The organism is Novispirillum itersonii (assembly GCF_014205675.1).
GTDB lineage: Bacteria > Pseudomonadota > Alphaproteobacteria > Rhodospirillales > Rhodospirillaceae > Novispirillum > Novispirillum itersonii_A.
The window spans coordinates 13,943-40,719 of record NZ_JACIIX010000013.1 but is presented as its reverse complement, the minus strand read 5'-3'; the positions used below and the strand labels follow the sequence as shown (position 1 = coordinate 40,719).

28 protein-coding genes and 1 tRNA gene are annotated in these 26,777 nt (G+C 64.4%); 14 read left to right on the top strand and 15 right to left on the bottom strand.

Going from position 1 to position 26,777, the window contains the following annotated elements:
* Nucleotides 1-85: 85 nt before the first annotated feature.
* Nucleotides 86-161: transfer RNA gene (locus tag FHS48_RS15665), tRNA-Val, on the top strand.
* Nucleotides 162-174: 13 nt separating this feature from the next.
* Here the strand turns inward: FHS48_RS15665 and FHS48_RS15660 are convergent.
* Nucleotides 175-993 (bottom strand): helix-turn-helix domain-containing protein, encoded by an 819-nt coding sequence (locus tag FHS48_RS15660; protein WP_184264731.1) that lies wholly within the window; start codon nt 991-993, stop codon nt 175-177.
* A gap of 93 nt (nt 994-1,086) precedes the next feature.
* Between FHS48_RS15660 and FHS48_RS15655 the strand changes: the two genes are divergently transcribed.
* Nucleotides 1,087-1,704 carry an MSMEG_1061 family FMN-dependent PPOX-type flavoprotein gene (locus FHS48_RS15655; RefSeq protein ID WP_221443549.1) on the top strand — a complete coding sequence of 206 codons (618 nt, stop codon included), beginning with the start codon at nt 1,087-1,089 and terminating at the stop codon, nt 1,702-1,704.
* A gap of 65 nt (nt 1,705-1,769) precedes the next feature.
* Complete coding sequence (locus FHS48_RS15650; protein ID WP_184264729.1) at nt 1,770-2,063, top strand: type II toxin-antitoxin system HicB family antitoxin; 294 nt, start codon at nt 1,770-1,772, stop codon at nt 2,061-2,063.
* A 10-nt stretch (nt 2,064-2,073) separates the two neighbouring features.
* On the opposite strand, the gene FHS48_RS15645 is transcribed toward FHS48_RS15650, so the two are convergent.
* Nucleotides 2,074-2,616 carry a dihydrofolate reductase family protein gene (locus FHS48_RS15645; RefSeq protein ID WP_221443548.1) on the bottom strand — a complete coding sequence of 181 codons (543 nt, stop codon included), beginning with the start codon at nt 2,614-2,616 and terminating at the stop codon, nt 2,074-2,076.
* A gap of 263 nt (nt 2,617-2,879) precedes the next feature.
* Between FHS48_RS15645 and FHS48_RS15640 the strand changes: the two genes are divergently transcribed.
* The 4 genes from FHS48_RS15640 (at nt 2,880) to FHS48_RS20505 (ending at nt 9,980) form a co-directional block, all read left to right on the top strand.
* Nucleotides 2,880-6,080 carry a tetratricopeptide repeat protein gene (locus FHS48_RS15640; RefSeq protein WP_184264725.1) on the top strand — a complete coding sequence of 1,067 codons (3,201 nt, stop codon included), beginning with the start codon at nt 2,880-2,882 and terminating at the stop codon, nt 6,078-6,080.
* Entirely contained in the window at nt 6,073-6,510 is a 438-nt protein-coding gene (locus tag FHS48_RS15635; RefSeq protein ID WP_184264723.1) for a hypothetical protein, read from the top strand. The genes FHS48_RS15640 and FHS48_RS15635 overlap by 8 nt, the downstream gene beginning before the upstream one ends.
* A 116-nt stretch (nt 6,511-6,626) precedes the next feature.
* Entirely contained in the window at nt 6,627-7,724 is a 1,098-nt protein-coding gene (locus FHS48_RS15630) for a hypothetical protein (RefSeq protein WP_184264721.1), read from the top strand.
* A 573-nt stretch (nt 7,725-8,297) separates the two neighbouring features.
* On the top strand, nt 8,298-9,980 hold the full coding sequence (locus FHS48_RS20505) for a methyl-accepting chemotaxis protein (RefSeq protein WP_311769151.1): 1,683 nt from the start codon (nt 8,298-8,300) through the stop codon (nt 9,978-9,980).
* Nucleotides 9,981-10,055: 75 nt separating this feature from the next.
* On the opposite strand, the gene FHS48_RS15620 is transcribed toward FHS48_RS20505, so the two are convergent.
* The 3 genes from FHS48_RS15620 to FHS48_RS15610 all read right to left on the bottom strand — a co-directional run bounded on the left by FHS48_RS15620 (nt 10,056) and on the right by FHS48_RS15610 (nt 12,141).
* Nucleotides 10,056-10,340: a SemiSWEET family sugar transporter gene (locus FHS48_RS15620; RefSeq protein ID WP_184264720.1), complete on the bottom strand. Its 285-nt coding sequence runs from the start codon at nt 10,338-10,340 to the stop codon at nt 10,056-10,058.
* A gap of 39 nt (nt 10,341-10,379) precedes the next feature.
* Nucleotides 10,380-11,387 carry a LacI family DNA-binding transcriptional regulator gene (locus tag FHS48_RS15615; protein ID WP_184264718.1) on the bottom strand — a complete coding sequence of 336 codons (1,008 nt, stop codon included), beginning with the start codon at nt 11,385-11,387 and terminating at the stop codon, nt 10,380-10,382.
* A gap of 133 nt (nt 11,388-11,520) precedes the next feature.
* A complete protein-coding gene (locus tag FHS48_RS15610; protein WP_184264716.1) occupies nt 11,521-12,141 on the bottom strand; it encodes a TetR/AcrR family transcriptional regulator in 621 nt (206 codons plus the stop codon).
* A gap of 89 nt (nt 12,142-12,230) precedes the next feature.
* Here FHS48_RS15610 and FHS48_RS15605 point away from each other — a divergent pair, with 89 nt between their 5' ends.
* On the top strand, nt 12,231-12,845 hold the full coding sequence (locus tag FHS48_RS15605) for an NAD(P)H-dependent oxidoreductase (protein WP_184264714.1): 615 nt from the start codon (nt 12,231-12,233) through the stop codon (nt 12,843-12,845).
* A 31-nt stretch (nt 12,846-12,876) separates the two neighbouring features.
* Here the strand turns inward: FHS48_RS15605 and FHS48_RS15600 are convergent, their stop codons facing one another.
* Together FHS48_RS15600 and FHS48_RS15595 are read right to left on the bottom strand one after the other, a co-directional pair.
* A complete protein-coding gene (locus tag FHS48_RS15600; protein WP_184264712.1) occupies nt 12,877-13,776 on the bottom strand; it encodes a phosphoenolpyruvate carboxykinase (ATP) in 900 nt (299 codons plus the stop codon).
* A 70-nt stretch (nt 13,777-13,846) separates the two neighbouring features.
* Nucleotides 13,847-14,089 carry a PqqD family protein gene (locus FHS48_RS15595; RefSeq protein ID WP_260402519.1) on the bottom strand — a complete coding sequence of 81 codons (243 nt, stop codon included), beginning with the start codon at nt 14,087-14,089 and terminating at the stop codon, nt 13,847-13,849.
* 227 nt (nt 14,090-14,316) lie between these two features.
* Here FHS48_RS15595 and FHS48_RS15590 point away from each other — a divergent pair, with 227 nt between their 5' ends.
* A complete protein-coding gene (locus FHS48_RS15590) occupies nt 14,317-15,168 on the top strand; it encodes a sulfotransferase domain-containing protein (protein WP_184264708.1) in 852 nt (283 codons plus the stop codon).
* 126 nt (nt 15,169-15,294) lie between these two features.
* Here FHS48_RS15590 and FHS48_RS15585 read toward each other — a convergent pair whose 3' ends face one another.
* Nucleotides 15,295-17,229, bottom strand: coding sequence for an asparagine synthetase B family protein (locus tag FHS48_RS15585; RefSeq protein WP_184264706.1), 1,935 nt, complete (start codon nt 17,227-17,229; stop codon nt 15,295-15,297).
* Between the two features lie 280 nt (nt 17,230-17,509).
* Here FHS48_RS15585 and FHS48_RS15580 point away from each other — a divergent pair, with 280 nt between their 5' ends.
* On the top strand, nt 17,510-18,409 hold the full coding sequence (locus FHS48_RS15580; protein ID WP_184264704.1) for a hypothetical protein: 900 nt from the start codon (nt 17,510-17,512) through the stop codon (nt 18,407-18,409).
* Here the strand turns inward: FHS48_RS15580 and FHS48_RS15575 are convergent.
* The 6 genes from FHS48_RS15575 to purE form a co-directional block, all read right to left on the bottom strand.
* Entirely contained in the window at nt 18,397-19,236 is an 840-nt protein-coding gene (locus tag FHS48_RS15575) for a sulfotransferase domain-containing protein (protein WP_184264702.1), read from the bottom strand. The genes FHS48_RS15580 and FHS48_RS15575 overlap by 13 nt on opposite strands.
* Nucleotides 19,237-19,243: 7 nt before the next feature.
* Entirely contained in the window at nt 19,244-19,399 is a 156-nt protein-coding gene (locus FHS48_RS15570; RefSeq protein WP_184264700.1) for a hypothetical protein, read from the bottom strand.
* A gap of 105 nt (nt 19,400-19,504) precedes the next feature.
* On the bottom strand, nt 19,505-20,437 hold the full coding sequence (locus tag FHS48_RS15565; RefSeq protein WP_184264698.1) for a serine kinase: 933 nt from the start codon (nt 20,435-20,437) through the stop codon (nt 19,505-19,507).
* A gap of 95 nt (nt 20,438-20,532) precedes the next feature.
* Nucleotides 20,533-21,186: a DedA family protein gene (locus FHS48_RS15560; protein ID WP_184264696.1), complete on the bottom strand. Its 654-nt coding sequence runs from the start codon at nt 21,184-21,186 to the stop codon at nt 20,533-20,535.
* A 69-nt stretch (nt 21,187-21,255) separates the two neighbouring features.
* Entirely contained in the window at nt 21,256-22,338 is a 1,083-nt protein-coding gene (locus tag FHS48_RS15555; protein ID WP_184264694.1) for a 5-(carboxyamino)imidazole ribonucleotide synthase, read from the bottom strand.
* A gap of 40 nt (nt 22,339-22,378) precedes the next feature.
* Nucleotides 22,379-22,873: a 5-(carboxyamino)imidazole ribonucleotide mutase gene (gene purE / locus FHS48_RS15550; RefSeq protein WP_184264692.1), complete on the bottom strand. Its 495-nt coding sequence runs from the start codon at nt 22,871-22,873 to the stop codon at nt 22,379-22,381.
* A gap of 215 nt (nt 22,874-23,088) precedes the next feature.
* On the opposite strand from purE, the gene FHS48_RS15545 reads away from it, so the two are divergent.
* Nucleotides 23,089-23,865, top strand: a complete 777-nt coding sequence (locus tag FHS48_RS15545) for a diguanylate cyclase (RefSeq protein ID WP_184264690.1) — start codon at nt 23,089-23,091, stop codon at nt 23,863-23,865.
* Between the two features lie 119 nt (nt 23,866-23,984).
* Nucleotides 23,985-24,365, top strand: coding sequence for a pentapeptide repeat-containing protein (locus FHS48_RS15540; protein ID WP_184264688.1), 381 nt, complete (start codon nt 23,985-23,987; stop codon nt 24,363-24,365).
* Nucleotides 24,366-24,441: 76 nt separating this feature from the next.
* Here the strand turns inward: FHS48_RS15540 and FHS48_RS15535 are convergent, their stop codons facing one another.
* Nucleotides 24,442-24,633, bottom strand: coding sequence for a cation:dicarboxylate symporter family transporter (locus FHS48_RS15535; RefSeq protein WP_260402525.1), 192 nt, complete (start codon nt 24,631-24,633; stop codon nt 24,442-24,444).
* A gap of 350 nt (nt 24,634-24,983) precedes the next feature.
* Between FHS48_RS15535 and FHS48_RS15530 the strand changes: the two genes are divergently transcribed.
* Both FHS48_RS15530 and FHS48_RS15525 read left to right on the top strand, forming a co-directional pair.
* On the top strand, nt 24,984-25,781 hold the full coding sequence (locus tag FHS48_RS15530; RefSeq protein WP_311769150.1) for a site-specific DNA-methyltransferase: 798 nt from the start codon (nt 24,984-24,986) through the stop codon (nt 25,779-25,781).
* Nucleotides 25,778-26,767 carry an XcyI family restriction endonuclease gene (locus FHS48_RS15525; RefSeq protein WP_184264685.1) on the top strand — a complete coding sequence of 330 codons (990 nt, stop codon included), beginning with the start codon at nt 25,778-25,780 and terminating at the stop codon, nt 26,765-26,767. The genes FHS48_RS15530 and FHS48_RS15525 overlap by 4 nt, the downstream gene beginning before the upstream one ends.
* Nucleotides 26,768-26,777: the final 10 nt, after the last annotated feature.

The following is a 26,777-nucleotide window of genomic DNA, read 5'->3' as shown; positions in this document are numbered from 1 at the left end:
TTAGGGTGTTGAGTTTGCGCGGGCGGTAGGATACATAAGGCCACCCGCGATAAACCGGGGCCATGCGATGGCCGTTTATCCGCAAGGGCGGTTAGCTCAGTTGGTAGAGCATCTCGTTTACACCGAGAGGGTCGGCGGTTCGAGCCCGTCACCGCCCACCATTCCCATTCCGTCTCATCTCCCGCTGTCAGCCTTCGGCTGCGCGTCCGCCAGTGCCGGGGCGCATGTCGGGGCGTAGTGCGACGGTGTCACCCCGAAGTGCCGCCGGAACAGGGCGATGAAGGCGCTGATGCTGGTATAGCCGCAATCAATGGCGGTGGTGGTGACGGACGCGCCGTCGGCCAGCATCTGCAATGACCGCATCAGGCGGGCACGCTGCGACCATTCGGTAAACGACAGGCTGGTTTCGCTGACGAAGCGGCGGCTGAGGGTGCGGGGCGATGTCCCGATCCGGGTGGCCCAGTCGTCCAGCGTGCGGCGGTCGGTGGGGTCGGCCAGCAGGGCGCCGGTGATCTGGCGCAACCGGTCATCCTGCGGCAGGGGCAACCCCAGTGGCCGCGGCTGAAGGGCATGGAGTTCATCAAGGATCACATCGGCCAGACGGCGCTGGCGGTCGGTCAGCGGGCCTGCCTGCCACCCGGCGGAGCGCAGTGCCGCTTCCCACAGCAGGGGGGACGGTTCGACGATGCTGGGCTGATCGGGCAGGAGGGAACAGTGGCCGGGGTCCACATACAGGCCCCAGCCGGTGAACACCCCTTGGGACCAGCCCGAATGCGGGTGGAGTGGGGGCACCCATACGCCATGCCGGGCGGGGATGACCCAGGTCGCCCGCTCGGTCCGGATGCTCAGGACCCCCCGGATGCAGCCGATCAACTGGCCATGGGCGTGGGTGTGGGGGGTGTGTTCTTCCACCTCCAGATCACCGACCACGGTCAGGATCGGGGTGTCGGCCTGCCCGGAGGTCAGGGCCTGAGTCAGATAATCGATTTCCATGGCGTCAATGCGATAGTGAATGGCCTCGATAACTTAGCAAGGACACGGCAGCAGCGCTATCCTGTCGCTTTCCTTCCTGTAGCCGAGAGGACCATGATGACCCAGCCAGACACCTTTCCCGATCTGGACAGCCTGTACCCCCCGCCGTCGGAGGCGATCCAGCGGGCGGTCCTGCCGCATCTGATCGCGTTTCACCGCACCTATCTGGAGGCTGCCACCTTCTTCTGCCTTGCCACCGGCGGGGCGGATGGGCTGGATGCCTCGCCCCGTGGCGGGGCACCGGGGTTTGTGAAGGTGCTGGATGACCGGACCGTGGCCTTTGCCGACTGGCCGGGCAACAACCGCATCGAATCCCTGCGCAACCTGCGTCAGGAGTCCCGGGTGGCGCTGCTGTTCCTGTTCCCCGGGCAACTGACGTTCCTGCGGATCAATGGGCAGGCCCGGGCCTCCACCGATGCCGCCCTGCTGGAGCGGTTGCAGGAAGGCGGCAAGACCCCGAAGCTGGGGATTGTGGTGCAGGTGGATCAGGTGCTGTTTCACTGCGGCAAGGCGATCAGCCGGGCCCGGCTGTGGGATCCGGCTTCGCAGGAGCTGACACAGGATTTGCCGGGGATCGGCCAGATGAAGACGGCGCTGATGGGCGGTGACCCCAGTGAAGCCGGGGCGGTTGAGGCCCAGTACCGCCACGCGGTGACGCACGACCTGTATTAACCGCAGAGGGACTTTTTCCCATCCATTAAGTGCGTTAGGGTTATTCTGACAGGGGAGAACCGCCGATGTACAGAATGTATCCTGCCGTACTGGAACCGAGTGGCAGCGGCTATGCGGTCTTTTTTCCGGATCTGCCGGGGTGTACCTCCGGTGGGGTGGGGATGGAGACCGCAGTGATCAACGCGCATGAAGCGTTGGCGATGCACCTTCAGGGCATGACGGAGGACGGTGCCCCGATGCCGCCTGCGACGCCGTTGCGACAGGTGCAGGCGGAGCATGATGAGGCCGCCTATGTGGCACTGGTCCGGGTGCGGGTGTTTGTGGATGTTTCGGCATCCCTGCGGCCACCTGAGGGATAAGCGGGCTGCCTCAGCTGCCCCCTGATACCGTATACCGCGTCTGCACCAGCCCGCCCGGCAGCACGCGGGTTTCGGCGTGGCACAGGGGGCAGGGCAGGGTGTCGCCGGGGGCAAACAGTGGGATGCCATCGCCCAGCAGCACCGGAACCTGCGTGATCACCATGTCCTGCACCCGTCCGGCGGTCAGAAAGCTGCGGACTGTTGCGCCGCCATCCAGATAGATCCGGCCCCAGCCGCGCCGGTCCGCCTGTTCCCACGCGGCCTCCGTGCTGGGGGCCAGCGTGATGTCGGCTCCGGGAATGGTGACATCGGCGGCGGTCAGGCTGCGGCTGACCACGATCACCGGCCTGTCGTAGGGCCACGGCCCGCCGAAGGCCTGCACGGTGCGGAAGGTGTTCCGCCCCATAATCAGCCCGTCAACGCTGGCGTAGAAGGCGCTGTAACCGCTGTCGTCCGGTGACAGGTCGGCGGGCAGCCAGTCCAGCCCGCCATCGGCGCGGGCGATGTAACCGTCCAGACTGGTGGCGATGAAGACATGGCCGGTGGCGGGCATGGTTGGTCCTGTCCTGTCGGGGCCCTGAGAGTGGCCGCCCATTGAAATAAGGATCCGTCTGGCGGCTGGCAAGCCAACGCGGTGTCCGGGCGTCACCGTCCCGGCAGAAGGGGATTATTTCAGGATGTATGGGAAAAAGGATTCGTCAAAAAGGGGATATTTCAGCACTCTGACACCCTATTCTGACATTCCGGGGCGGGGCGGCGGTAACAGCCCGCCCTATCCATCGTCGGGATGAGGGCCGGACTATCGGGGGGATTGCAATGGCTGATGTGGTGGCGGGGTCCATCACCGTGCAGAATGTCGTTGCCTTCGGGAACATCACGGTTTCCACCGGGAACTGTCCGGCCCCCACCCCGCTGAGGCTGGACTGGTACAGCCCGGAACAGGTGATGGTGGAGGGCCAGCCGGATCTGTTCGCCGCCCTGCAATGGCGGTACCGGATGGCCCCGGCCTTCATCGGCCGCGAGCCGGAATTACAGGCCCTGCTGGAGTGGGCGCGGGGCGGGGGCAACACCCTGTCGGTGCGCCTGTTGTCCGGCGGCGGTGGCAGCGGAAAAACCCGTCTGGCGGCGGAGGCCGCGAAAAGCCTGCGGGCCGGTGGCTGGTCCGCCGGGTTCGTGCCGCGCACCGCCACCACCCAGACCACCCAGACCATCCACAGCGACGGGCGCGGGCTGTTCCTGATTCTTGACTACCCCGAAGAACGGATGGATGTGGTCAACGGGCTGGTGCAGGCCATCCGGGACCGCCCCGATGATGGGCTGCCGTTCCCGATCCGCATCCTGCTGGTCTCCCGCCGGAGCTTTCAGGACTGGCAGGATGTGGCCTTTGACCTCGGTCCCCGCTTCGGGCGGCAGGAATTGGCGCACCTTGGGCCGCTGTCGCCGCAACAGGCGCTGGACCTGTTCCACCAAACCCGGCAGACCTTTATCAGTGTCAGCGGCACCACCGCTCCGGCGGTGCAGGAGGACGACGCGCTGGACTGGTTCGCCCGGTCGGAGGGCAACCGGGCTCCGCTGGGGGTGATGGCGGCGGCCCTGCATCAGGTGCTGACCGGGCAGGGCGGTTTCGGCCTTGGCGCGCCGGAGCTGATTGCCGCACTGGCTGATTATGAACTGGATCGGGTCCGGGCGGTCTCGCAGAAGTCCGGTCTGGGCAGGCATGGCCTGCCGCGCCTGCTGGCGCTGGCGGCGCTGCATCCGTCCGGGCTGACGGAAGACCTGTGCCGGGCGCTGGCGGCGGCAGGGGCCGCCCCGCTGACCGGGCAGGATCTGATCGATGCCCTGAGCGAAACGCCGTGGTGGCAGCGGCGGATGGACACCCAACCGCCGCAGATCCCGCGCCCGGAGCCGGACCGGATGGCGTCGGTCTTTCTCGCCAAGGTGCTGCTGGATGGGGCCTCAGACAGTGCGGTGCCGACGTGGTTCGGTCTGGTCGCCGACCCGCAGGGCGACGGCTTCGGCGATATCATCAGCCGTGTCGGCTACGACCTGATGGAGGGCAGGGCGGAGTGGCGCAGCGGGTTTGAGCGCAACCTTGTCGCCATGCTGGATCAGGACCCGACCCGGGCGGACCGCTTTTCCGGGATTGCGAGGCGGGAGGGAACGGTTTTTTCCGCCTTTTTTACTGTTGCCCTGCTGGAGCGGTTGCTGAAGGAGCCAAACCTTCCGGATCACAACCGGGCTGTGATGTTGAACAATCTGGCCAACCGTCTTTCAGATCTTGGTCGGCGGGAGGAGGCGTTGCAGGCGGCGCAGGAGGGGACAGAGCTGTGCCGTCTCTTGTCGGCAGTGGACCCAGAGTCTTTCGCTCCTGTTGTGGCGATGGTGCTAAGTACTTTCGCCTCCATGCTGTCAGATCATGGCCAGAGGGAGAAAGCATTGCTGGTGGCGGAGGGGGCGGCAAAGCTGTATCGCCTCCTGTCGGCAAGGAATCCGGAGACATTCATACCCAATCTCGCAGGATTACTGAGTAACCTAGCCTTCATGCTATCAGAGCTTGGTCGTCGGGAGGAAGCGTTACAGGCGGCGGAGGAGGCGGTAGGGCTGTACCGCCGCCTGTCAGCAGTGCACCCGGAGGCCTTTAGATCTGATCTGGCGCTGGTCCTGAACACTTTGGCCAATAGCTTGTCGGCACTTGGTCGACGGGAGGAGGCGTTGCAGACGGCGCAGGAGGCGGTGGAACTGTACCGCCTCCTGTCGGCAGCACACCCGCAGGTCTTCACGCCCAAGTTGGCTGGATCTCTGAACAACTTGGCCAACCGTTTATCGGAGCATGGTCGGCGGGAGGACGCGCTGCAAGCGGTGCAGGAGGCGGCAGGGCTGTATCGCCGCTTGTCGGCAGCACACCCGGAGGCCTTCACGCCCGTTCTGGCCGGATCACTGAACACCTTGGCCAGTATGCTATTGGCGCTTGGTTGGCGGGAGGATGCGTTGCAGGCGGCACAGGAAGCGGTGGCGATCCGTCGCGGCTTGTCGGCAGTGCACCCGGAGACCTTCACGCCCGTTCTGGCCAGATCACTGAACACCTTGGCCAGCATGCTATCGGCGCTTGGTCGTCGGGAGGAGGCATTGCAGGCGGCACAGGAAGCGGTGGAAATTCGTCGCCGCTTGTCGGCAGTGCACCCGGAGACTTTCACGCCCGTTCTGGCCACATCGCTGAACACCTTGGCCACCATGCTGTCGGCTCTTGGCCTACGGGAGGGCGCGTTGCGGGCGGCGCAAGAGGCGGCAGAGCTGTGCCGCAGCCTATCGGCAGCGCATCCGCTGGCTTTTTCGTCAGCTTTGGCGCAGGCCCTGAACACTTTAGCCAACCGTCTGTCGGAGTTTGGCCAGCGGGAGGAGGCGTTGCAGGCCTCGCGGGAGGCAGTAGAGCTGTATCGGGGCTTGTCGGTAGCGCACCCTGATGCCTTCATTCCCGATCTTGCGATGGCTCTGAATAATATAGCCAGCATGTTGTTGGATCTCGGCCGGCGGGAGGAGGCGTTGCAGGCGGCGGCGGAGGCAGCAGAGCTGTACCGCAGCCTGTCAGCAGCGCACCCGCAAGTCTTTGCTCCCGATTTTGCGATGGCGTTGAACACCTTGGCTACAATGCTGTCGGTGCTTGGTCGGCGGGAGGATGCGTTGCAGGCGGCACGGGATTCGGTGGCAATCCGTCGTTGTTTGTCGGCAGCACACCCGCAGGCCTTTACGCCCGATCTGGCCGTATCACTGAACAATCTGGCTTTCATGCTATCGGATCTTGACCTGCGGGAGGAGGCGTTGCAGGCCTCGCGGGAGGCTATGGCGTTTATTTTTCCGTTTTATCTGTCCTCTCCGGCGACCTTTGCCCGCAAGGCCGAAAGCATCGCGGATGTCTATCAGCAGGCCTGTGACGCTGCCGGGATTGCTCCGGAAGAGGATCTTCTGGGGCCGATTATTAACGGGTTGAAAGCACTGCGTGGGGAGAACGGGAATGGTTGAGATCACTCTGGCGGCGATGGCTCTGGCGGCGGCGCAGACCATGGCGACGGCAGGTCTGGAGGAAGTGACCAAGGACCTCTACGGCGGGTTGAAACGGACCCTGAAGGACCGCTTCAGGATCGGGGCCGCCGTGGAGGCTCTGGAGGAGGCCCCGCAGGATGCCGATACGCAGGACTTTGTGGCCAAGAAGCTGGAGACAAGTGGTGCCCTGAGTGACGCCGAAGTCCTGCAGGCCCTTGACGCCCTGAAGGCGGCCCTGCTGGCCCTGCCGGAGCGGGCGACGCCGCAGACCGCCATCCTGATCGAGGCAATCCGGGCCCACACCTTTACCTTCACCAACGTCCACGCCACCGGCGGTGCATCCATCGTGGTCAAAGGGGTCGAGGTGACCGGCGCGCTCCACATGGAGAACGTCACCGCCAGAGGCTGACCTTGGCCGTGCTGTGCCGGGTCCCTTTACGGTAACTCATGTCATTTCCGGCTTCTGCGGGCTTTGGGTCATCATGGAAGGGTCCCCCTTCTGTGCCAGCCGACAAGGAGCGCCCGATGGCATCGGCCAAAAATCCATGGATGAAGTTTTTCCCGGCGGACTGGCGGGCTGACCCGCAGCTGCGCCTTTGCGGTCTGGCGGCACGCGGTCTGTGGGCCGAAATGCTGTGCCTGATGCACACCGCCGAGCCCTACGGCCATCTGGTCATCAATGGCCGCCCGCTGAACGATACCCAGCTTGCCAACCTGTGCGGCGTGCCGGTCGTCGATGTTGCCCCGCTGCTGCGGGAGCTGGAGGACGCCGGGGTGTTCAGCCGTACCGGGGATGGTATTCTCTGCTGCCGCCGGATGATCCGGGATGAACAGAAGCGCCTTGACGGGGAACGCGCCGCCAGAGGGGGCACCCTGCCGACCTCCCGCCGGGGCCGTCAGGCCGCGAAGGTGGCAGCCTGCGCACCACCCCCCAGGGTGGATGAGGGGGTGGATGAGGGGGTGGTTTCAGAACCACCCTCCCCCCCAGAAGCCAGAGGCCAGACACCAGAAGCCAGATGCCAGAAGCCAGAGACCAGAGGGCAGAGGCCACAGCAGCGCGGCGCTGCTGCCGGGGTGCCACCATCGGTCGATGATTCACCCCGGCCGGACGAGGATGGTTCCGGGGTTGGTGCCCCTCCGCCAGATGGCCCCGACAGCGATACCAGCCGCCTGATTGCCGCCTTCGATGCCGCCCGGACCGAAGGCTGGGGCGATGCCCGGCGCCGGGTCTGGCCAGCCGCCACCGATGCGGCCGTGGCGGCGGCGGTGCTGCGCCGGGGGCAGGAACTGGGCCTGCCGGGGGCGGAGACGGTCAGCCTGTGCACCGGGCTGTTCCGGCAACGGATGGCCACCATGCAGGGGCGGGGCCAGAACCCGCCGCAGAGCCTGCGTTTCTTTGAACAGGCGATGGCCGATGTGCTGGCCGCCGCCGTCACCCCGCTGCCACCGGCTGTGCCGTCTGCGCTGCTGCTGCCCCCCGCTGCCGGAGAACGCTATCCTGATGCCCCCTTCGCCCAGCGGGCTGGCCGCCACCGTGCCCGCCGGGGCGTCAGTGGGGCCGCCGCCGACTATCAGATCCTGTGTGCGCTTGGCTTAGCGCCTGACGGGCTGGACCCCGGCTGACCCCCGGCTGAACCTCTGCCGCCCGGGGGAGGGTGGGCTATGCCATACCTTTTTTGCCAGTGCATCCGGTCGGGGGCCACGGCGTGGTGCGTTCAGCGGTGCTGTGTCCGCCCGGCAGTCAGGGGCTGGGCGCACTGTATACGTATTGCATGCAGATTGCCGGGGGCTGATCTTTCAAAGGGTGTTCAGGAAAATATATTCCCGCGGAACGGTGCGTGGTGCAATTCCGACTCGTAATTTTAAAATCGATTTAAGTATGAATCGCAGAAAGAGAGGCCGCCGGGTATGCGTAAATCGAATATTCCTTATTATTTATATTCAGGCTGATTTTAGGATTGAACTAACTATGATTTCCCGTCCTCAGCCGCAGCCTGACAGGAATTCTGCGGGGGCAGGCATACAAAGATGCTGGCACAGTGTCTGGCATGGTTCTTTAGAACTATAGATAGGGCTTGATTTGTCTCTCTCCGGGGGGCTACGGCTGGGGGGCCGGAACGGGCAGGGGTCTGCCCCTCCGGCGGCCGTTTGGGATGCAGGCCCCGGCAGGGCCGGGGCAAAAAGCGGAGGGCTGATATGCTGGCGAACATTCGGGTCAGGACCAAGGTGCTGTTGGTCCTGTTGTTGCTGGGGGCGGTTTCTATCGGCTGCGCCGCCATCAGCGCGGTGCAGATCAAGAAAATGTCGGATCAGTACGATGCCCTGCTGAAAGGCAATGCGGCCGGGCAGGCGCAGATGATTGGCGCCAACCGGATTGCCACCGGCCTGCGGGCGACCGTGGCCACCATGATTGCCGAAGAGAGCGTGCCGGAAATCACCCGCCTGAAGGAGACGCTGCCGACGGTCCGCAGTGATTTCTATGACCGTCTCGATAAGGCCGGACACGCGCTGCCGGGCTATGTCGATACCCTGAAGGCCGTGCGGGCGAAGTTTGATGCCGCGTTCACCAGCGCCGAGGCGATCACCGCGCTGGCCTTGGTGAACCGGGATGAAGACGCCAATACCGCCTTCCGCTCGCAGTTTCTGCCGGAGGTGGAAGGGGTCACCCAGACCATGCTGCCGCTGACGCTGGCACTGGTGGCGGAAACCGATGCTCTGTCCTCCGAATTGCAGACGCGGTCTGATCAGCTGGTTGTCCTGTCGGTGGCGGTGCCGTCGGTGGCAACGCTGATGGTGCTGGCGCTGGCGATCTGGGTGGTGGCGCAGGGGGTGACCACCCCGCTGGCCCGCCTTGGCGCGGTGATGGACAGTCTGGCCGCCGGAGACCTGACGGTGACGGTCCATGGCACCCGGCGCGGCGATGAAGTCGGCGAGATGGCCCGTGCCGTCGAGGTGTTTAAGGTAAAAGGCATCGAGGCCCGGCGGCTGGAGGCTGAACAGGCGCATCTGGCTGAGCAGGCGGAGGCTGAAAAGCGCGCCCTGCTGAACAGCATGGCGGATACCTTCGAGCAGACGGTCAGCGCCGTTGTTGCCTCCGTCTCCGACGCGGCGCGGTCGATGCAGGATAATGCGCAGGTGATGTCCGACATCTCCGGCGAGGTCAACGCCCGTGGCACGGAAGCCACCGGCGCGGCGGATCAGGCCTCGGCCAACGTGCAGACCGTGGCCTCAGCGTCTGAAGAGCTGTCGGCATCGATTCAGGAAATCGCCCGGCAGGTGGAGCAGTCTTCCGTTCTGTCGGCGGAAGCGGTGCAGCATGCCGAGGAAACCGCCCATGTGGTGGAAGGCCTGTCCGGCGCGGTGCAGAAGATTGGTGATGTGGTCGGGCTGATCAACGACATCGCCAGTCAGACCAACCTGCTGGCCCTGAATGCCACCATCGAGGCCGCCCGTGCCGGGGACCTCGGCAAGGGCTTTGCCGTGGTGGCGAACGAGGTGAAATCGCTGGCCACCCAGACCAGCCGTGCCACCAGCGAAATCGGCACCCAGATTCAGGATGTGCAGTCGGCAACCACCGCCGCCGTGCAGGCGATGAACCGTATCAGCAGCCAGATCACCCGTATGAGCGAAGTGTCCGCCGCCATTGCCAGCGCCGTGGAACAGCAGGGGGCCGCCACCCGCGAAATCGCCCGCAATGCGGTGGAGGCGGCGCAGGGGACGGAAATCGTCACCGGCAACGTCAGCCGCATCGCCCATACCTCGCAGGAGGCCAGCAGCGTTGCCGCGCAGGTGCAGCAGTCGGCTGCCGATCTGGCGGTGCAGTCCGGCACCCTGAGTCAGGAAGTGGACCGCTTTATCCATACCGTACGCGGCGGCTGATCATCACCCCCGCAGGATACAGCAAAAGGGCGCTCCGTGAGGGGCGCCCTTTCTGCATGGAGGTCTGTCTGCGTCTTATGCGGTCTTACGGGTGAAGGCGATCTTCATCACCACCAGCGCCAGCGCCAGAACGAAGGTGATGGCGTTGGTGACGATCAGCGGCGGGGAGTCGATCATCAGGCCATAGGCCATCCACAGGGCCACACCAAGGCAGAACACGGCAAAGGTCAGGAACGACAGGTCATCGGCGCAGCGGGTCCGCCACACCTTGATCACCTGCGGCAGGAAGGCAAAGGTGGTCAGCGCCCCGGCGGTGGAACCGACGTATTCAACATAAGGGGCGAGGGACTCAGGCACCATGGTGCGGCACTTTCCGATGGAGGGAGAGGAAGAGGGGGGTTACGCCGCACCAAGGCTGGCGCGGCGGATCAGGGTGACCGGCAGGGTGATGGCCGGGGCGGGGGCGGCCCCGTTCAGGCGGGCGTCCAGCCGCAGGGCGGTGGCGCGCACCATCTCCTCCACCGGCTGGCGCAGGGTGGCCAGACCGGCCTGTGCGGCATCGGCGGTATCATCAAAGCCGATCAGCTTCAGGTCGCCGGGTACCGACAGCCCGAGATCGGTGGCAACGCGGCGGGCTTCCAGCGCCATCAGATCATTGGCGGCAAACAGGCCGTCCGGCCGCTGCGGGGCGGTCAGCAGGCGGTGGGCGGCCTCGGCCCCGCCGCTGCGGGTGAAACCGCCGTCGGCCTGTGCCACCGGGATGCCGTGGCGGGCGGCCTCGGCCAGAAAGCCCTGACAGCGGTGGTCGCTGGTCAGGGTCTCCTTCTGGCCGGTGATCAGGCCCAGACGGTGACATCCGGCGGCGATCAGCGCCGCTGCCGCCTGCCGTCCGCCGTCTTCGTTGTCGCACAGGATATGATCGGCCTCCGGGTGGTCGGCGGTGCGGTTCAGCAGCAGCACCGGGCGGCGGTCGCGGGCACAGGCCGCCGCCATCCCGGAGGAGACGGTTCCGGCGCAGATCACCACCGCATCCACCTGATACTGCAACACCCGGGGGATCAGCAGTTCCACATCCTGATCACGCGGGACGGTGAACAGCAGCAGATGCCGCCCCTGCGCCTGCAAGGCATCGGACAGTTTTTCCAGCAGCGGCGGGTAATAGGGGTTGGACAGTTCCGACAGCACCAGCCCGACCATATTGCTGCGCCCGGTGATCAGGCTGCGGGCCAGAATGTTGGGGCGGTAGCCCAGCTGGGCGGCGGCGGCCAGCACCCGTTCCCGGGTTTTCTCCGACACACTGGCACCGGGCGTGAAGGTGCGCGACACCGCCGACTGCGAGACATTCGCCAGCCGGGCAACATCAAGGGAAGTGACTCTGGCCGCAGGGGGCTGGGTGCCGGGGGTCATCGCCTGTCGGTATCCGCCAAGGAGAGATAACGGAGCTGTGGGGTGTGGGGGCGGCGCAAAGGCCGGTTCCCCAACGTCAGGCGGCAGGGATGCCCGATTTTGCAAACGAATGCAAGGGGCGATTATGGCCGGATCAGACGGCTTCGCCGGGGGCGCTGCTGTCCGGAATGGCCATAATCAGGCGCGACAGTTCCCCGGTGGCCTCCTCAAGGGTAATTTCCCCTGATGCCGCGGCCGCCGAGAGGGTATCCGCCGCCCCCAGCATCGCCCACAGCGCTGCCGGTCTGATGGTGTGCTGCGGAGAAAAGGGGGTCAGGATGGTCCGGCACTTGGCAATAAAGGCCCGCTGATACTCCCGCTTGATTGTCTCCAGTTCCGGCGAACCGGCGAGGGCAGCCAGAACCCCGGGAATCTCCTGCCCCTGTGCGAAGACGCAGGAGATGTAGGAGGTTGCGATCACCGTCGCCGTCTCCCGCAGGGTCGGCCCGCTTCCGGCAAGCGCGATATCGATCCGCGCGGTCTGCCGTTGGTCAAAGTCCTGATACAGCCGGGCCAGCAGGCCGTTGCGTGTGCCGAAGTGGTCATAGACAACCGGCTTGGCGACTTGTGCCCGCAGGGCAAGGGTCGGCAGGGTCAGGGCATCGGTCCCGTCCTGCCGGATGATGTCCCACGACACATCAATCAGTTGCCTCAGCCGTTCCGCGCGGTTGAGGCGGACGCGCTTACTTTTCTGGAATTCAGGTGTTGTCGGCATTATCGGATGTCTCTATATACCAAAGGTAAGTTACTTTTTGTATATTTCTGTGGGCTGTGGATCGCAGTCCCGGATCAGGAGGAAGCACCATGCACTCTACCATCATTGTTGCCCACCCGGAGCGTGAAGCGCTGACGCAGAAGATTGCCCGGACCATCGCCGCAGGGATCACCGCAGGCAGCCCCGGGGCGAGTGTCGAGCTGGTCGATCTGGCCGCCGGGGGATTTGATCCCCGCTATACGGCGGCGGATAATGCCGTGCACCTGCATCAGGCCCCGGTCCCCGCCGATGTGGCGGCGGAACAGGCCCGCCTGCAACGGTCTGATGCGCTGGTTCTGGTCTATCCGGTGTACTGGTGGTCGATGCCGGCCCTGCTGAAAGGCTGGATTGACCGGGTGTTCACCAGTGGCTGGGCCTATGATGACCGGGCGGAGGCGGTGATCCGGAAAAAGCTGGGGTGGCTTTCCGTCCATCTGGTCGCAATCGGCGGAGCAGATCAGGGGACTTATGCCCGGCATGGCTATGAGAGTGCCATGAAAACCCAGATTGATCATGGAATCTTCGGGTACTGCGGCGCACCGGTCGTGACATCCCGTCTGTTGCTGCTGTCTGATCCGGGGGCACCGGAAGCCCTGCTGGAACGGGCCCGCCAGATCGGGCGCGCTGTCTTTCCCTCCTCCACTCCTGAAGAGGGGAGGGCGTGAAAAGATGCAGGCACATTATTGATATTTTATTTTACAGGCCGATCGACTGCTTCAGCAGATCGGCTGTCGGTGTCAGGCCGCCGAGGTCCTCTGCCAGCGTCAGACGCCAGCAGGGGGCCGAGGACGTCAGCGCCGCCAGATCTGTTATCAACGCCGCTGCGCCGGGCCGGTCCTCAGCATAGGCCGGGCGGCTCCACAGCGCGCGCGTCAGGCAGGCCACCGCCTGCCCCGGAGACAGCCGCTCGCACTCCGGCCGTGCGGCCCGGTTCAGCAGGATGGCGATCCCGGTGATGGGGCGGGGGCGGGGGGGCAGGCCGTCCCATTGGGTGTCAAATCGCGGAACTCCGGGCCGCAGCGGCGGGTATTCCTCCGGATTAAGGCCGAGCATCCGGGCAGACCGCCGCCACAGCCGCAGGCAGGGGGCACCCCGTATCAGCTCTGCCCCGTCCTTCCGGGACGAGACGGACACAACCCCGTCGGCCAGCACCGGCCACCCCTGTTGCGCCAGAACGGCGGCCAGAGTGCTTTTCCCCACACCGGAAGCCCCGACGATCAGCAGGGCTCCGCCGTTCAGGCCAAGGGCGGCTCCGTCGAACGGGAGCAGACCGCGCTGACGGTTCAGCACGGCCAGCACCGGTCCGCTCAGGAGCAGGCCAAGGCTGACCGGGTCGGCCCCGGCAGCCGGTTCGACATCAACCCTGTCGCCCCCGGACAGGCAGAAGCGGCCAATTCCGGGCACCGACAGCAGGATCCGGCCATCCGTCAGGTTCCGCCACAGCGGATGTCCGGGGGAGGAGTCCTCCGGTGCGGCAGGAACGGCGGTGACGGTCACCGTAATGTCGGCCGGGGCATCGGTCTCCACCGCCACCCCGCCCGGGGGCAGAATGTCGCCGCAGTATCGCCAGCCACCCAGTTCAACCGTTTTTCTCATCACAGCGCCTTGTTCATCGACCTGACCCATGTTTACCGGACCGGCTGCGGAAGGCCGTCCGGAGTCAGCCTTACGGCTGGTGCAGGATGACCAGACCGGCGTCTTTCATGTCAGCCAGCAGCACCAGAACGTCCCGCTCAATCTCGGCACCGTCTCCGTCATAATCGGCGGTCAGGCTGTCGCACAGCGCTGCCACGGTCATCGGGGTGTCAAGGCGCGACCAGATATCCGCTCCGACCTCGTCGAGCGAAAAGTATGCTCCCTTCATCATGTGGAAAATCACCACTTCATGATCAATGTGGGAAAAGAGCATATCCCTGTTCCGTTCGAGGATGGTCCCCGTAGAAAGTTCGGTCATCGGGCGGGGTATCCTGTAAAATCATAAGTCTGGCGATTTATGGCATTTCCTGCGGAAAGCTGTCCAGACCTGTTGCTGCCCCGCGTGTTGCCCCTTACGATCCTTCCGTCCTGCCCGCCCTCTGGTCCCCGCCGGGATCTGTCATTCCACAAGCCTGAAGCCCCGCCGGAGACTGCGCGATTTTGTCTGATATCCGAAAAATCATCTGGATTGCCGCTTATCCGAAATCCGGCAGTACGTGGCTGCGCCTGTTCGTGGCGCAGCTTCTGGCCGGAGCGGGAGACGTCCGGAGCATCCGGGACCAGATCCTGCGGGTTCCGGTGGATTTCGGGCTGCTGGGCTTCGATGACGCGCTGGGCATCAAGCTGGCGGACCTGACGCCGGAAGAGGCGATCACCCTGAAGCCGCTGCGGCTGGAGGCGGAAGCGCGCCATCTGTCCCGCCCCGCCCTGTACCGGACCCATGATGCATGGACCCGGACGGAGGAGGGGGATGCCCGGCTGTCCGCTCGGGCGACGGCCGGGGCGATCCATCTGGTCCGTGATCCCCGCGACATTGCCGTGTCCTTCGCCGAGTTTTTTGACTGCGATCAGGATGAGGCCATTGCCCGGATGGCAGACCCCGGGTACCGGCTGGACTTTGACCCCGATGCGGCGGCGGGTCCACAGCTTCCCATTCTCCTGCTGGACTGGAGCAGTCATTGCCGGAGCTGGCTGACCGCTGAAGAAATGCCGCGCCTGCTGATCCGGTACGAGGATCTTTTGAGCGATCCGGTGGGGGAGTTCAGCAAAATGGCCGCTTTTGCCGGTTTGCCCACGGCGGCGGACCGGATTGCCGCAGCGGTGGAAGCAACCCGCTTCGACCGCCTGAAGGCGCGGGACCGGCAGGAAGGCTTTGCCTTGCGCGGCGATGGCCGCAGCCATTTCCGGGTCGGGCGGGCCGGGGGCTGGCAGGCGGCCCTGACGCCGACGCAGGTGCGCCGGATCGAACGCGATCATGGCGAGATGATGGTACGGCTGGGGTACGCCCTATAGAGTATTTTCCGATTGAGTGGACTTCGGTCAATCGAAGAAAATACTCTGTTTTTAAAAAGCCAGAGCGCTTTCAACCGCAAAACCGGTGTTCCCTTTTGCTGAAAACGCTCTGGCTGACCGGCTGCCTTATCCGTTTCCGCCCTCATTCCAGCGGATGAAGCGGGCGACGTGCAGCCCCCGGCACAGGGCATTGGCATAGAGATCCCGCTGTTGCAGGGCTGCTTCCGCGTCCTGCGGCCAGTCGTCCAGCAGCGCCTGTGCCCGCTTGAGGTCCACCATGCGGGCAACCCGCGACGAGGAGCCAAGGCGGTCCAGATCGGCCTGATAGGAGTCCCGCAGGCTGGACAGGGTGTCGTACCATTCGGGGTGCTGGGCCCCCACTCTGGTTTCCGTCAGGCAGGCGGCGGGCAGGCGGTCGGCCAGAACCCGGCGGGCCAGCCAGCGGAGCTGACCGTCACGGCAGAACTGGGTGGACGGCACCCGTAATGTGAACTCCACCAGCGGCAGATAGGCCAGCGGCGCGCGCAGCTCATAGCCGTCAACCGCCACCGTCTGCGCCACCAGATCGCCAAGCAGCGATCCGTATTGTTGCAGGATGAAGCCCCGGGACTGGGCGGCGCTGGCCGTCGGCAGCGGAAAGCCGGGGGCGCCACCGTCTCTGGCGCGCTGCTCAAGATCCAGATCCGCAACGGCTTCCGGCGTGATCAGGCTCCAGTCGCGCCATGTGCCTTGACTGCGGCCAATGATGCCCCGGGTTTCCAGCCATTTAACCTGACGGATCAGGGTCTGGTAGACCACCTTGTGCCATGGCCAGCCATTGCGGCGGCGCCATCCTGCCAGCTCCCGCACCAGTGCCGGCAGTTGCCCCTGCCGTAACAGGGCCATTGGCGCAGCCCGGCCCGGCGCGGTCAGGGTTGTGTTGCCATAATCCCCGGTCAGCAACACCCGATGCCCGGCGGCGCGGGCCTGTTCCACCGCCCCCAGCAACCAGCCGATATTGTCTGCGGCGCGGACCGCCATCCCGTAACGCTGGAACAGGCAGGTCTGATCGGCGTCAAAGCGGTGCGGGCCGGGCTGATCAACCACGTTCACCCGCAGGTTCGGATGCAGGGCGGCCAGCGCCGCAAGTTTTGGGCGTTCGTCGGGGTACAGGTGGGGCTGTTCCGGGCCGCGCCAGTCCGGCGGGGGGGCCCGGGAGTACAGGGGAATCTGGGTGGGGGCCATCTGCCGGGCTGCGGTTGCGGCAATCCCGGCGGAATCCAGACCGCCGGACCCCAGAACCGCCACCGGGGTGAGGCTGCGGAGACTGGCGCGCACCGCCCGCTCCAGAAGCTCCCGCCCGGCCTCAACATAGTCGCCGTCGCTGGACAGCCGCAGCGGGCGATCAGTCGGGGGGTGCCAGAAGGGTTCCACCGTCATGGTGTCGGGGGTGCAGATCACCAGACAGCCCCCCGGAACCCGGCTGATATCCCGGTAAAAGGTGCGGTTACGCTCCGTCATGGTCAGCATCAGCAGATCGCCGAGGACGGTTTCGTCCAGATCCCGGGCAACGCGGTGCAGGCGCAGCAGCGCCATGGTGCTGGCGGCGAAGGTCACCACCGGTCCGTCGCGGTGAAAGAACAGGGACCGCCCGCCCATGGGGTCCCGGGCCAGCACCAGCGTCCGCGCCCCGCTGTCCCAGACGGCCAGACCCCAGGCTCCGGCCAGACCGGCGAGAAACCCTGTCCCCCAGCGTTCGTAGGCGGCGAGAACCAGCGCCCCGTCGGCCATTTCTGCGGCCCTGCCGGGATCCAGCCCCAGACGGCTGGCAAGGTCGTCGCGATCGTCCAGCCGCCCGTCAAACAGCAGGGTCAACTGGCCGTCGCGGCCGCTCCATGGCTGGCGGTCAAAGCGGTCTTCGGGGGTCAGCGGGAACGAAACGGCGGCAAACACCCCGCCCGGTTCGGAGCGCAGGGTCGGGCGGCTGCGCGGTGACGCGGCAAAAGCCCCGGCCATGGAGGTCGCTTCGGCCTTATCAGCCGCTTCGCCATCCATCCGGACGATGCCACAGAACGCTCCCATCGTTTTTATTTCCTGCACAAGGAAGACCGGCTTCTGCCCGGAGGCATGCTCTTTACGCTGCCGGGCAGGGGAGGAAAGTGGTAAATGTTCCGCCGGAAAGCCAGAGATATCGGTGAGACCAGAGTATTTTCCGCAAAAGTGGTCCCCGGTTTTGCGTCAGAAAATGCTCTGTCTGTTTAAAAGTGGGGCATTTTCCGCAAAAGTGGCTCCCGGTTTTGCGTCGGAAAAATGCTCTTTCCTGTTAAGAGCGGACCACTTCCGGCATCAGAAGGGCGTCAGCATGTCGTTTGCCTATCATACCCTCGGGCTGGATATCGACGCCGGTTTCCCCTGTCCTGATCTGGCCCCGGTCACCGGCCCTGCCTTTGGCCGCCCGGTGCGTGTGGCCTGGGGGGAGGTGCCGGAGGCGATCGCCGATCCGGTCTGTTCCCGCCCCCTCAGCTGGGTTGACCGTACCGGCACCCTGCTGCACCGCGTTCCCGGCATTGCCCGCTTCAGGGTGCAGCGCGGGGCGGTGGACGTGGCGCTGGAGCCGGATGGCGATCCCGGCCGGATGCCGGGGTTTCTGACCGATCTGCCGCTGCTGATGCAGGCCTGTCTGTGGGGGTTGGTTCCGCTGAATGCGGCCAGCCTTGCCTGCCGGGATGGGGCGTTTCTGCTGGCCGGTCCGCCGTGCGTTGGCCGGACCTGTCTGGCCGTGGCGCTGGCGGAGCAGGGGTGCCGGGTGATGGCTGACAGCGCCTGTGTTGTCGATACAACCGATCCTGCCCGGGTCATGGTCCTGCCAGCGGCCCCGCGCCTTTCCCTGTGGCCGGAGTCCATCCCGCTGCTGGGGCTGGCGACCTCTGAGGCGACTGGGCCGGGGGGGCGGATCCGGCGGTCATGTTCTGACCGTTACGAGGCACGTCCTCAGCCGGTGCGGGCGGTGGTCTGGCTGCATCCGGCGGTTGGCGGGGCCGGGCCGCAATGGCAACAGGGGCGGCGGGCTTTCGGGACCGTGATGCAGATCAGCCGGGCAGCGGAGCTGACCCGGACCCTTCTGGGGGAGAGAACGCGGCTGGTGGCCATGACCGCTCTGGCGTCCCTTCCGGTGGTGACGGTCCCCTATGGGCGGTCTCTGGGGGACCCGTCCGCTCAGGCCATGGCCTTGCTGGACCTGCTGGACCCTTATCTCAGATAACCCAACCGCAGCATCAGGGGGCCGTGATCCCTCTCTATGCGGGATTGTTGGGCCGGAGAGAGTGCCTTGTGCCACTGACCGGCCTGACCGACCCGGAAAAAGGTCGGCAGAGCGGCGGGCCGTTCGAGAAAACCTCTGGCTTTCTCCTGCGCGGCCAGTTGATCAAAGCGGGTCCGTCCGATGGCCTCTTCCACCCGTCCGGACAGGTCTTCAAGCCCGCAGTACCGGGCCATGGCGGTAAACGAACCGAGAGGATCGGCATGAAGATCTTCGTACCGCAGCATCAACCGGTCCATTGGCGCGTCCAGCCAGCTTTGGGTATGTTCTGACCATGATCCCCACCGCTCAGGCACCAGTCCGGTTGCGGTTCCGGATGAGGACGCAGGGGTATAGTCCGGCTCGGCCATCATCGCGATCGCCCGGTCAACTGTCACGGCATAATGCGCCGCCAGCGACAGGCACAGGTCGCGGGGGTCGCGCACCAGATGCAGGCAGCCCCGGCTGGCGTCCGGCGGGAACAGCGGCTCTCCGGCCGGGGTCATCCGATAGCGGTCATGGACTTTCAGCGGCAGAGGGGGGCCGCTGTTGCGCGTGGCGAGATGGCGATAGGCCAAAGGCCGCAACGTTTCAGTCTCGGCAGCAGACAGGTCCTGAAAGGAAATATCCAGTGCCTGTTGCAGCATCGCGACGGCCGTGGCCCCACGGGGGGTTCCTGCCATGGTTTCCAGATCGGGGACCTGGGTCAAGGCGGCCAGAAACAGCCGGACCCAGGTGTTCCCCGATTTCGGATAGGATGCTAACCAGACGATGCCTGACTGCCGGGGCATTCAGGACTCATGAAAGGGTGTGCGCCCCCATTCCATCGCTGGGGTTAACCGTCTTCTTGTTGGTCCGTTCGGCGACGTCGACCATTTCAAGTTTCGGGGCTTTCCAGACTTTCCGCTGCGGGGAAGACGGCGCGGCTTTGCTGGTCTTGTTGATTTCTGACATGAGGGGGGAAACTCCTGAATTGATCATCAACCTGCCCGATCCGAACGGCAGAAGTCAAGGAGACAGCGTCTTTTTGAGAGGAGCATGGGCCGGGGGAGGGGGTGGTCACTGTGCTGTGTCATCGGCCAGAACCTGACGCACCAGTGCTGTCAGCTCAGGCAAATCACGGGCGTCTCCGGTGCGGGCCAGATTGTAGACCGGCACCCTGTGGATCAGATCGGTCAGGGTCTGGAAGATCTCTCCGCTGCGCCCCAGCTGATGACCCAGAGGCAGGCGATAAACCAGATCTTCCATGGGCAGAAGGCGGGCTGTACCGGTCAGCCGGGTCAGGGTCGGGCGCTTCAGCCCGGTGTCTACGGTCAGGCGCAGCAGGGCCTTCAGGGGGACGGGGCCGGGGGCTGGTGGCAGCACCAGCAGCCGCTTGGGGTGCCCGGTGCGGCCGGTCTGGAGAGAGCCCGGGGTGTGATTCAGGGCCTTGGCCGCATCCGGCCAAAGCCGCACACGGGATGGCCCCGGAAAGGCCAGCGCATCAGTTGCCGCGAAGCCGATACGGATCAGGTCATCACTGAGCAGGCTGAGCCCCTGCGCGGCCAGAGCTGCGGCGAGGGTTGACTTGCCCTGACCCGAGGCGCCGCTGATGGCAACGGCCCGCCCCTGTTCCGCCACGCAGCTGGCATGAAGCGCCAGAACGCCGCGCTGGTGCAGCACAACCCCGGCGACGGCCCCTTGCAGCAGGGCTTCCACGTCACGGCGGGCATCCGGGGTTGCGTCGTTGATCCGCAGGGTCCGCCCGTCGGTGACCAGAAAGCGGAGCGGCCCGCCGAGGGTCACCAGCGCACGGCCCAGAGTATCAACCTGAAAAAACCGGTTTTTCCAGCGCAGAGGATCCAGCACAGGCGGGACATCCCCCTGTTCCAGAATCACCTCTGCGGTGTCCCCCGGCGGCAGTGGCGGCAGATTTTCAAGCGGCAGCGTGCTGCGCAGGCGATAGCCATAATAGCAATAATCGCCGCCCGCAGTTTCCGGTCGGTCGGTCATGCTGCGGCAGGTCCGGTCAGGGACAGGATCATATCAGGGTATGCTTTTAAAAAAGAGTCCGGAGGCTTTTCAAACACTCCGGACCGAAGGGGAAATCAGGCGGTTTCGCTGGGGCTGCGCGGGGCGGGGGCCGCGTCGGCGGGCAGGGCGGCATCCGGGGGCACCGTATCTGCTGCCGTCGCGGCGGCGGCGGCCTCTTCCTCGCGGATCCGGCGTTCACGGCGCTTGCGGCGGATGAAGCTGATCGCCCAGATCAGCACCGCCAGCCCGCCGAGGCCGATCAGCACCTTCATCTGGTGCTCGCCGAGGAAGTGTTCCAGTGCCTGCCCGAAGAAGTAGCCGCCGAAAGTGAAGGCCAGCGCCCAGATCAGGGCGGCAATAAAGTTAAGCGCCATGAAGCGGATGCGCGACACCCCGGACATGGCGATCACGAACGGGCTGACATTCCGCACCCCGTAGATGAAGCGGAACGACAGGATGAACAGCGTCTCGTTCTTCCGCACCAGCTTGAAGGCCCAGTCGGTCTTGTCGCGCAGGGTCGGCCAGCGGTCCAGCAGGCGGGAGCCATAACGCCGCCCGATGGTGTAATAAAACTGGTCCCCGCAGAAGCTGCCGACCAGTGCGCACAGCAGCACCAGCCACGGGTCCATCAGGCCCTGATAGGCGGCGATCCCGGCCAGGATGACGATGCTCTCCCCTTCAAGGAAGGTGATGATCAGGATGGCGAAATATCCGTACGTGGAGAGCAAATCTTGTATCACGGTGCCGCAGACCCCTTTGTATTCTCGCGGGCTATTATCCCCTGCCCGGACGGCAGGTTACCCCTTCAGGAAATTGACATGCCCCATTTTCCGGCCGGGGCGTGCCTCGGCCTTTCCATAGAGGTGGAGCTTTGCGTGAGGATTGGCAAGCAGTTCCTGCCAGTTTTGGATGTCATCCCCGAGAAGATTTTTCATCACCGCGTCGCAGCGCCGGTCCGGTGATCCCAGCGGCAGGCCGCAGACGGCGCGGACCAACTGTTCGAACTGGTCGGTCAGGCAGGCATCCATGGTCCAGTGGCCGGAATTGTGCGGGCGGGGGGCCATTTCGTTGACCAGCACGCGGCCATCGGCGGTGACGAACATTTCCACCGCCAGCAGGCCGACCAGATCCAGTTCGGCGGCGGCGGTGTTGGCAATGCGCATCGCCTCGGCGGTCAGGGCATCGCTGATCGGGGCCGGGGCGGTGGTGGTATCCAGCACATGATTGGTGTGCACGTTTTCCACCGGGCAGTAAGCGGCGGTCTCCCCCTGCGGGGAGCGGGCGACGATCACCGAGATTTCCTTGGTGAAGGTCACAAAGCCTTCCAGAATGGCATTGTCGGTGCGCAGGCTGGCCCAGGCGGCGGCAAGGTCATCGCCGGGCAGGATCTTGACCTGCCCCTTGCCGTCATAGCCCATGCGGGCGGTCTTCAGCACCGCCGGGGTGCCGATTTCGGCGACGGCGGCCTCCAGCTCCGGCAGGGTGGTGACGGCCCGCCACGGCGCGGTTTCGGCAAAGCGGTTGAAGAAGGTCTTCTCAGACACCCGGTCCTGCCCGGTGGACAGGGCCTTCGGGCCGGGGCGCATCGGCTTGCGGGTCGCCAGAAATTCCACCGGGAACAGCGGAATGTTCTCAAACTCCAGCGTCACCACATCGACCGCACCGGCAAAGCGGGCCAAGGCCGCCTCATCGGTATAGTCCGCATGGGTGACGGTGGTGCAGACCTGCGCCGCCGGGCTGTCCAGCTCCGGGCAGAAGACGTGGGTGGAATAGCCCAGCCGTGCCGCCGCCAGGGCCGTCATACGGCCAAGCTGCCCGCCGCCGAGGATGCCGATGGTGGAGCCGGGGGGGATCAGGGCGGGAAACACGGGGCTGGTCATGGCGGCGCTGCGGATCGTCTGTCTGTTCTGGGGGAAGGGTTCAGGCGTCAACCGGCTCGTCGGCGACGGCATCGGTCTGGGTCTGGCGGAAGGCGTCCAGCGCCGCCGCCACCGCATCATCATGCAGGGCAATCACCGATCCGGCGATCAGCGCGGCATTCACCGCCCCGGCACGGCCGATGGCCAGCGTACCGACCGGCACCCCGGCGGGCATCTGCACGATCGACAGCAGACTGTCCATCCCCTTCAGGGCCTTGCTTTCCACCGGCACGCCAAACACCGGCAGCGGCGTCATCGACGCGCACATGCCCGGCAGGTGGGCGGCCCCGCCGGCCCCGGCGATGATACAGTGCAGGCCCCGGCCCCGGGCCGAGGTGGCATAGTCATACAGGCGCTGCGGGGTGCGGTGGGCGGAGACGATGCGCGTTTCGAACGGTACGCCCAGTGTGGTCAGGGTCTCCGCCGCGTGCTTCATGGTTTCCCAGTCCGACTGGCTGCCCATGATGATTCCGACCAGGGGGGTCCCGTCTGCCATTGTGTTCCACGCCTTGTTGATCAGGGGATGGGGAAAAGAAAGGTGCGGCATTATAGAGGGTGAGGGGGTTCAGGCAACAGGCGCTTTTGCCTGTGTGCAAAAAGGAGTCGTCCGGCCCTCCGTCTTCGGTTGTCCGGGGCGGGGAAAACAGCGGATTAATCTTCGCGAAAACGCTATGATGGATAGACCGAACCCCCTTTCGGTCAGGATCCGCCATGTCTGATATCGAAGAACCATCTGCCCCCGTGCCCGTTGGCTGGCGTAATTACTCGCCGCACGGTGCGGCAGGGGAATACCCCGGAAGCCGCCCGGACCAGCACCGGGGGCCACCGGACCGCCGCCGCCGCGCGCCCTACGGCGGCGGCACCGGGCACCCGGCCAGCATCGCCGATGCGGTGGAGCTGTTTGGAGTCGAAACCCGCGACCTTGGCCCGCAGCTGCGGGACCTGCTGGTGCGGGTGGCGGGGGAGGTGGAAACCCTGAAGGAGGAACTGGAACGGGCCGAGCAGCGTGTTCAGTTCCTCGATCAGCAGGCGCACCGCGATCCGCGCCTGCCGGTGCTGCATGCGCAGGCGTTCCACCATCATCTGGATGGGGTGCTGCGGGCGCGGGCGGTGACCGATGTGGCCGCCACCGCCGTGCTGTTCTATCTGGATAATCACGATGACCTGCGCCGCCGCTTTGGCCTGCGGGCGGCGGATGCCTGCCTTGAGGTTCTGCTGCGGGAGGTGCAGGGATCGGTGCGCGGCACCGACCTGATCGGTGCCATCGGCCCGGCCGGGCTGGCGGTGCTGTTTTATCCCGCCGACGCCGACGGGGTGCGGCGGAAGGTGCAGGGGGTGGTCAACACGCTGGCCCGCACCACGCTGCCGCAGGGGCAGACCGCCCTGCCGCTGAAGGTGGTGGCGGGGATCTGGGATCTTGCCGCCAACGACACCGCCGATGGCGTGCTGGAGGAACTGGACCAGCAGGTCCGCCGCCCGTGGCGATAGGGGTGTCTCCGCCCGCCGGAACCGGGATGGGCAAATCCGGTGTGCAGAACCCTTGATTGCAAAGGGTGGGGAAGTCTGTCCTTAATCAGGATCACTGTGACTGCCCGGAGGATGCCGCGATGAGTGGCCAGCACGACGAGACCCCTTTTGACGGCCCGCAGATGCAGGGCATGCAGTATCGGCGGGCCGATATGGCGGGCGCTGATTTCGATGGCGTCAACCTCTCCGGGGCACGGTTTTTCGCCGTTCTGACCAAAGCGACCTTCACCGACACCAATCTGAGTGACGCGCGGTTTGAGGATGTCAGCCTTGCCGGGGCGCGTTTCAACAATGTCACCCTGTCCGGAGCCATCATTACCGATGCCAATCTGTCCGGCGTGACCCTGCGTGGGGTCTCGCTGGCCGGGGCGCAGATCGACGACGCCGATGTGACCGGCATGCGGATCAATGGTGTTCTGGTGACGGATCTTTTCGCGGCCTACGAAGAGAAGACCGGCTGAAGGCTCCGCCCCAAAATAGCAGAAACCCCCGCCGGACCGTCCCGGCGGGGGTTTCTGTGTCGGGGGTGGCGTGCCGTTACGCTTTCGCGGCGGCGGCAACCGGGGTATCGTCGTCGGCCAGATAAGCGCCGTTGAAGACATCCTTGTTCAGCAGGCCTTCGGTGCGGGCGACCAGCACCGCCACCAGCGCCTGACCGGTGACGTTGGTGGCGGTGCGCATCATGTCCACCACCCGGTCAACGGCGATGATGTAGCCGATGGCTTCCAGCGGCAGGCCCGCGCGCCCGTGGGTGTAGGGAGCTCGACCTTAAGCGTCATACCTGAAAATGTAAACTATGAGACTTGGCTTGCCTTTTTTGCGGTTTTAAAATACTTCCCATCGCTCGATAGTAGGGGGCTGTTTCTGCTGCAACTGCTGCTGCAAAGTCATTATCGTTCGAAGCAGTACGGTCGTGGGGCGCTTTCATGTATTTTTGTATAACTCGTCGTAACAGCCCATAAGGGCCTTTCCTCATGGCAAAAACTAGAATAGTCACACCTTCTGGCGTTGAACGAATTCAGCGACCCGAGCCTCTTACTTTGTGTGGCTCGACGCTTTATGAGGGAGATGCTCTGACCGTGCTGCGCCGTTTGCCTTCCGGGTCTGTGCGTTGTGTGGTCACATCTCCCCCTTATTGGGGATTGCGGGATTATGGCATTGAGGAACAGATCGGGCTTGAGGGCACCATGCCTCAGTTCCTGCATCGGCTAGTGACTATTTTCGCCGAGGTACGCCGGGTCCTGACTGATGATGGCACCCTCTGGCTGAATATTGGTGACGGCTATACCAGCGGCAATCGGGGCTATCGTGCTCCCGACAAAAAGAACCCAGCCCGGGCAATGGACGTTCGTCCTGATACACCCGAAGGCTTGAAGCCAAAAGACTTGATTGGCATTCCGTGGAGGCTGGCGTTCGCATTGCAGTCGGACGGCTGGTATCTGCGGAGTGACATTGTGTGGAATAAGCCAAATGCAATGCCTGAGAGCGTCAAGGACCGGCCTGCTCGTTCGCATGAGTTCCTGTTTATGCTTACTAAATCAGAAAAGTACTACTACGACTGGCAGGCCGTTCGAGAGCCCGCAGATGGTGGTGGGTTGCGAAATCGCCGCTCAGTCTGGAATGTGAATACAAAGCCTTTTTCTGGTGCACACTTTGCCACTTTCCCGCCGGATTTGATTCGGCCATGCATCCAGGCTTCGAGCGAGCCAGGTGATTATGTTCTTGATCCGTTCTTTGGGTCTGGAACAGTCGGTCTCGTGTGTCAGGACGAAAACCGGCAATACGTGGGAATTGAATTGAACCCCGAGTATGTGGCATTGGCGGCTGATCGCCTGCAAGGGCAGAACAGCAACGTGATAAGGATCCCGGCCGCATGACGGCAGCGAGCAACATCAATTTCCCACCGCCGAAGCTACAAATCGACTTCGCTGTTGCTCTTCAGCGGTTACGGGGTGTCTATCTGCAAAATGCTTTGCTTGAAACCGTGCGGAGCATGGACATTGCCAAGCTTGACAAGCAGCTTGCCGGGTATGTTCCTGCGGCAGATTTGGCAACTCTTGCGCAGTACGGCCTACGGGCTGAGTTGCTCTTCGCCGTCCCTGCCATTCTGGAAGCGAATCCCTACCTTTTGGGGTATTACCGGCTGTTGATGGGTTACAGCCAGAAGGAGTTTTATGGTCGCGACAAAGGTTTTGGCGTCGCGCATTTTAAGTCGATGGAAGAAAAGGGCAAGATCAGTAAGGTGGCAACGGCTCATCTCTCTGATCTATGTAAGGCTTTCTGCTTGACTGCATCGGCGCTACTGGCTGGTGTCGGTCCTTTGCGGATCAGTCGGGAATTACTGGATGATTTGACCTTGTTGACTGTCGGCCCGCAGCTTCGAGGTGGAGCCAATAATCAGCGCGGGAATGAAGGCATTGAGCAGGTTTTTCAGATTATCAAGGAGATCGTCGCCCATGCGATCGATGATGTTCACGAAAAGGTTATAGTGGTGAAGAGTGCCGCGGGTCGTTCGGTACGGATTGAGTTTGCGCAAGACCCTGACATCATCATTCGCGAAGAAATGGAGCATCAGCATTTCCGGAACGTCGCTGCGATTGAGGTTAAGAGTGGAAAAGATGGCTCTAACATCCACAATCGCATCGGTGAAGCTGAGAAGAGTCACCGAAAGGCAAAGCTGGACGGTTATACAGAATTTTGGACTGTCCACAATGTCGGGCGGCTGGACACGGATAAAGCCCGGAAAGAGTCCCCAACGACCAATCGATTTTATTTTCTGGATGCCTTGTTGTGCAGATCTGGTGATGAATACGATGATTTCCGACGCCGCATTGAATCGCTTACGGCAATACCGCAGGTATGAATTTTTGCCT

Excerpts from the sequence above, each read along its gene's own strand:
- FHS48_RS15615 (WP_184264718.1), bottom strand. The coding sequence starts at position 11,387 with ATGACCCCCGGCACCCAGCCCCCTGCGGCCAGAGTCACTTCCCTTGAT.
- FHS48_RS15650 (WP_184264729.1), top strand. The coding sequence starts at position 1,770 with ATGTACAGAATGTATCCTGCCGTACTGGAACCGAGTGGCAGCGGCTAT.
- FHS48_RS15645 (WP_221443548.1), bottom strand. The coding sequence starts at position 2,616 with ATGCCCGCCACCGGCCATGTCTTCATCGCCACCAGTCTGGACGGTTAC.
- FHS48_RS15610 (WP_184264716.1), bottom strand. The coding sequence starts at position 12,141 with ATGCCGACAACACCTGAATTCCAGAAAAGTAAGCGCGTCCGCCTCAAC.
- FHS48_RS15640 (WP_184264725.1), top strand. The coding sequence starts at position 2,880 with ATGGCTGATGTGGTGGCGGGGTCCATCACCGTGCAGAATGTCGTTGCC.
- FHS48_RS15595 (WP_260402519.1), bottom strand. The coding sequence starts at position 14,089 with ATGCTCTTTTCCCACATTGATCATGAAGTGGTGATTTTCCACATGATG.
- FHS48_RS15565 (WP_184264698.1), bottom strand. The coding sequence starts at position 20,437 with ATGACCGACCGACCGGAAACTGCGGGCGGCGATTATTGCTATTATGGC.
- FHS48_RS15570 (WP_184264700.1), bottom strand. The coding sequence starts at position 19,399 with ATGTCAGAAATCAACAAGACCAGCAAAGCCGCGCCGTCTTCCCCGCAG.
- FHS48_RS15635 (WP_184264723.1), top strand. The coding sequence starts at position 6,073 with ATGGTTGAGATCACTCTGGCGGCGATGGCTCTGGCGGCGGCGCAGACC.
- FHS48_RS15605 (WP_184264714.1), top strand. The coding sequence starts at position 12,231 with ATGCACTCTACCATCATTGTTGCCCACCCGGAGCGTGAAGCGCTGACG.
- FHS48_RS15555 (WP_184264694.1), bottom strand. The coding sequence starts at position 22,338 with ATGACCAGCCCCGTGTTTCCCGCCCTGATCCCCCCCGGCTCCACCATC.
- FHS48_RS15655 (WP_221443549.1), top strand. The coding sequence starts at position 1,087 with ATGATGACCCAGCCAGACACCTTTCCCGATCTGGACAGCCTGTACCCC.
- FHS48_RS20505 (WP_311769151.1), top strand. The coding sequence starts at position 8,298 with ATGCTGGCGAACATTCGGGTCAGGACCAAGGTGCTGTTGGTCCTGTTG.
- purE (WP_184264692.1), bottom strand. The coding sequence starts at position 22,873 with ATGGCAGACGGGACCCCCCTGGTCGGAATCATCATGGGCAGCCAGTCG.
- FHS48_RS15585 (WP_184264706.1), bottom strand. The coding sequence starts at position 17,229 with ATGGGAGCGTTCTGTGGCATCGTCCGGATGGATGGCGAAGCGGCTGAT.
- FHS48_RS15580 (WP_184264704.1), top strand. The coding sequence starts at position 17,510 with ATGTCGTTTGCCTATCATACCCTCGGGCTGGATATCGACGCCGGTTTC.
- FHS48_RS15525 (WP_184264685.1), top strand. The coding sequence starts at position 25,778 with ATGACGGCAGCGAGCAACATCAATTTCCCACCGCCGAAGCTACAAATC.
- FHS48_RS15575 (WP_184264702.1), bottom strand. The coding sequence starts at position 19,236 with ATGCCCCGGCAGTCAGGCATCGTCTGGTTAGCATCCTATCCGAAATCG.
- FHS48_RS15540 (WP_184264688.1), top strand. The coding sequence starts at position 23,985 with ATGAGTGGCCAGCACGACGAGACCCCTTTTGACGGCCCGCAGATGCAG.
- FHS48_RS15660 (WP_184264731.1), bottom strand. The coding sequence starts at position 993 with ATGGAAATCGATTATCTGACTCAGGCCCTGACCTCCGGGCAGGCCGAC.
- FHS48_RS15600 (WP_184264712.1), bottom strand. The coding sequence starts at position 13,776 with ATGAGAAAAACGGTTGAACTGGGTGGCTGGCGATACTGCGGCGACATT.
- FHS48_RS15545 (WP_184264690.1), top strand. The coding sequence starts at position 23,089 with ATGTCTGATATCGAAGAACCATCTGCCCCCGTGCCCGTTGGCTGGCGT.
- FHS48_RS15630 (WP_184264721.1), top strand. The coding sequence starts at position 6,627 with ATGGCATCGGCCAAAAATCCATGGATGAAGTTTTTCCCGGCGGACTGG.
- FHS48_RS15620 (WP_184264720.1), bottom strand. The coding sequence starts at position 10,340 with ATGGTGCCTGAGTCCCTCGCCCCTTATGTTGAATACGTCGGTTCCACC.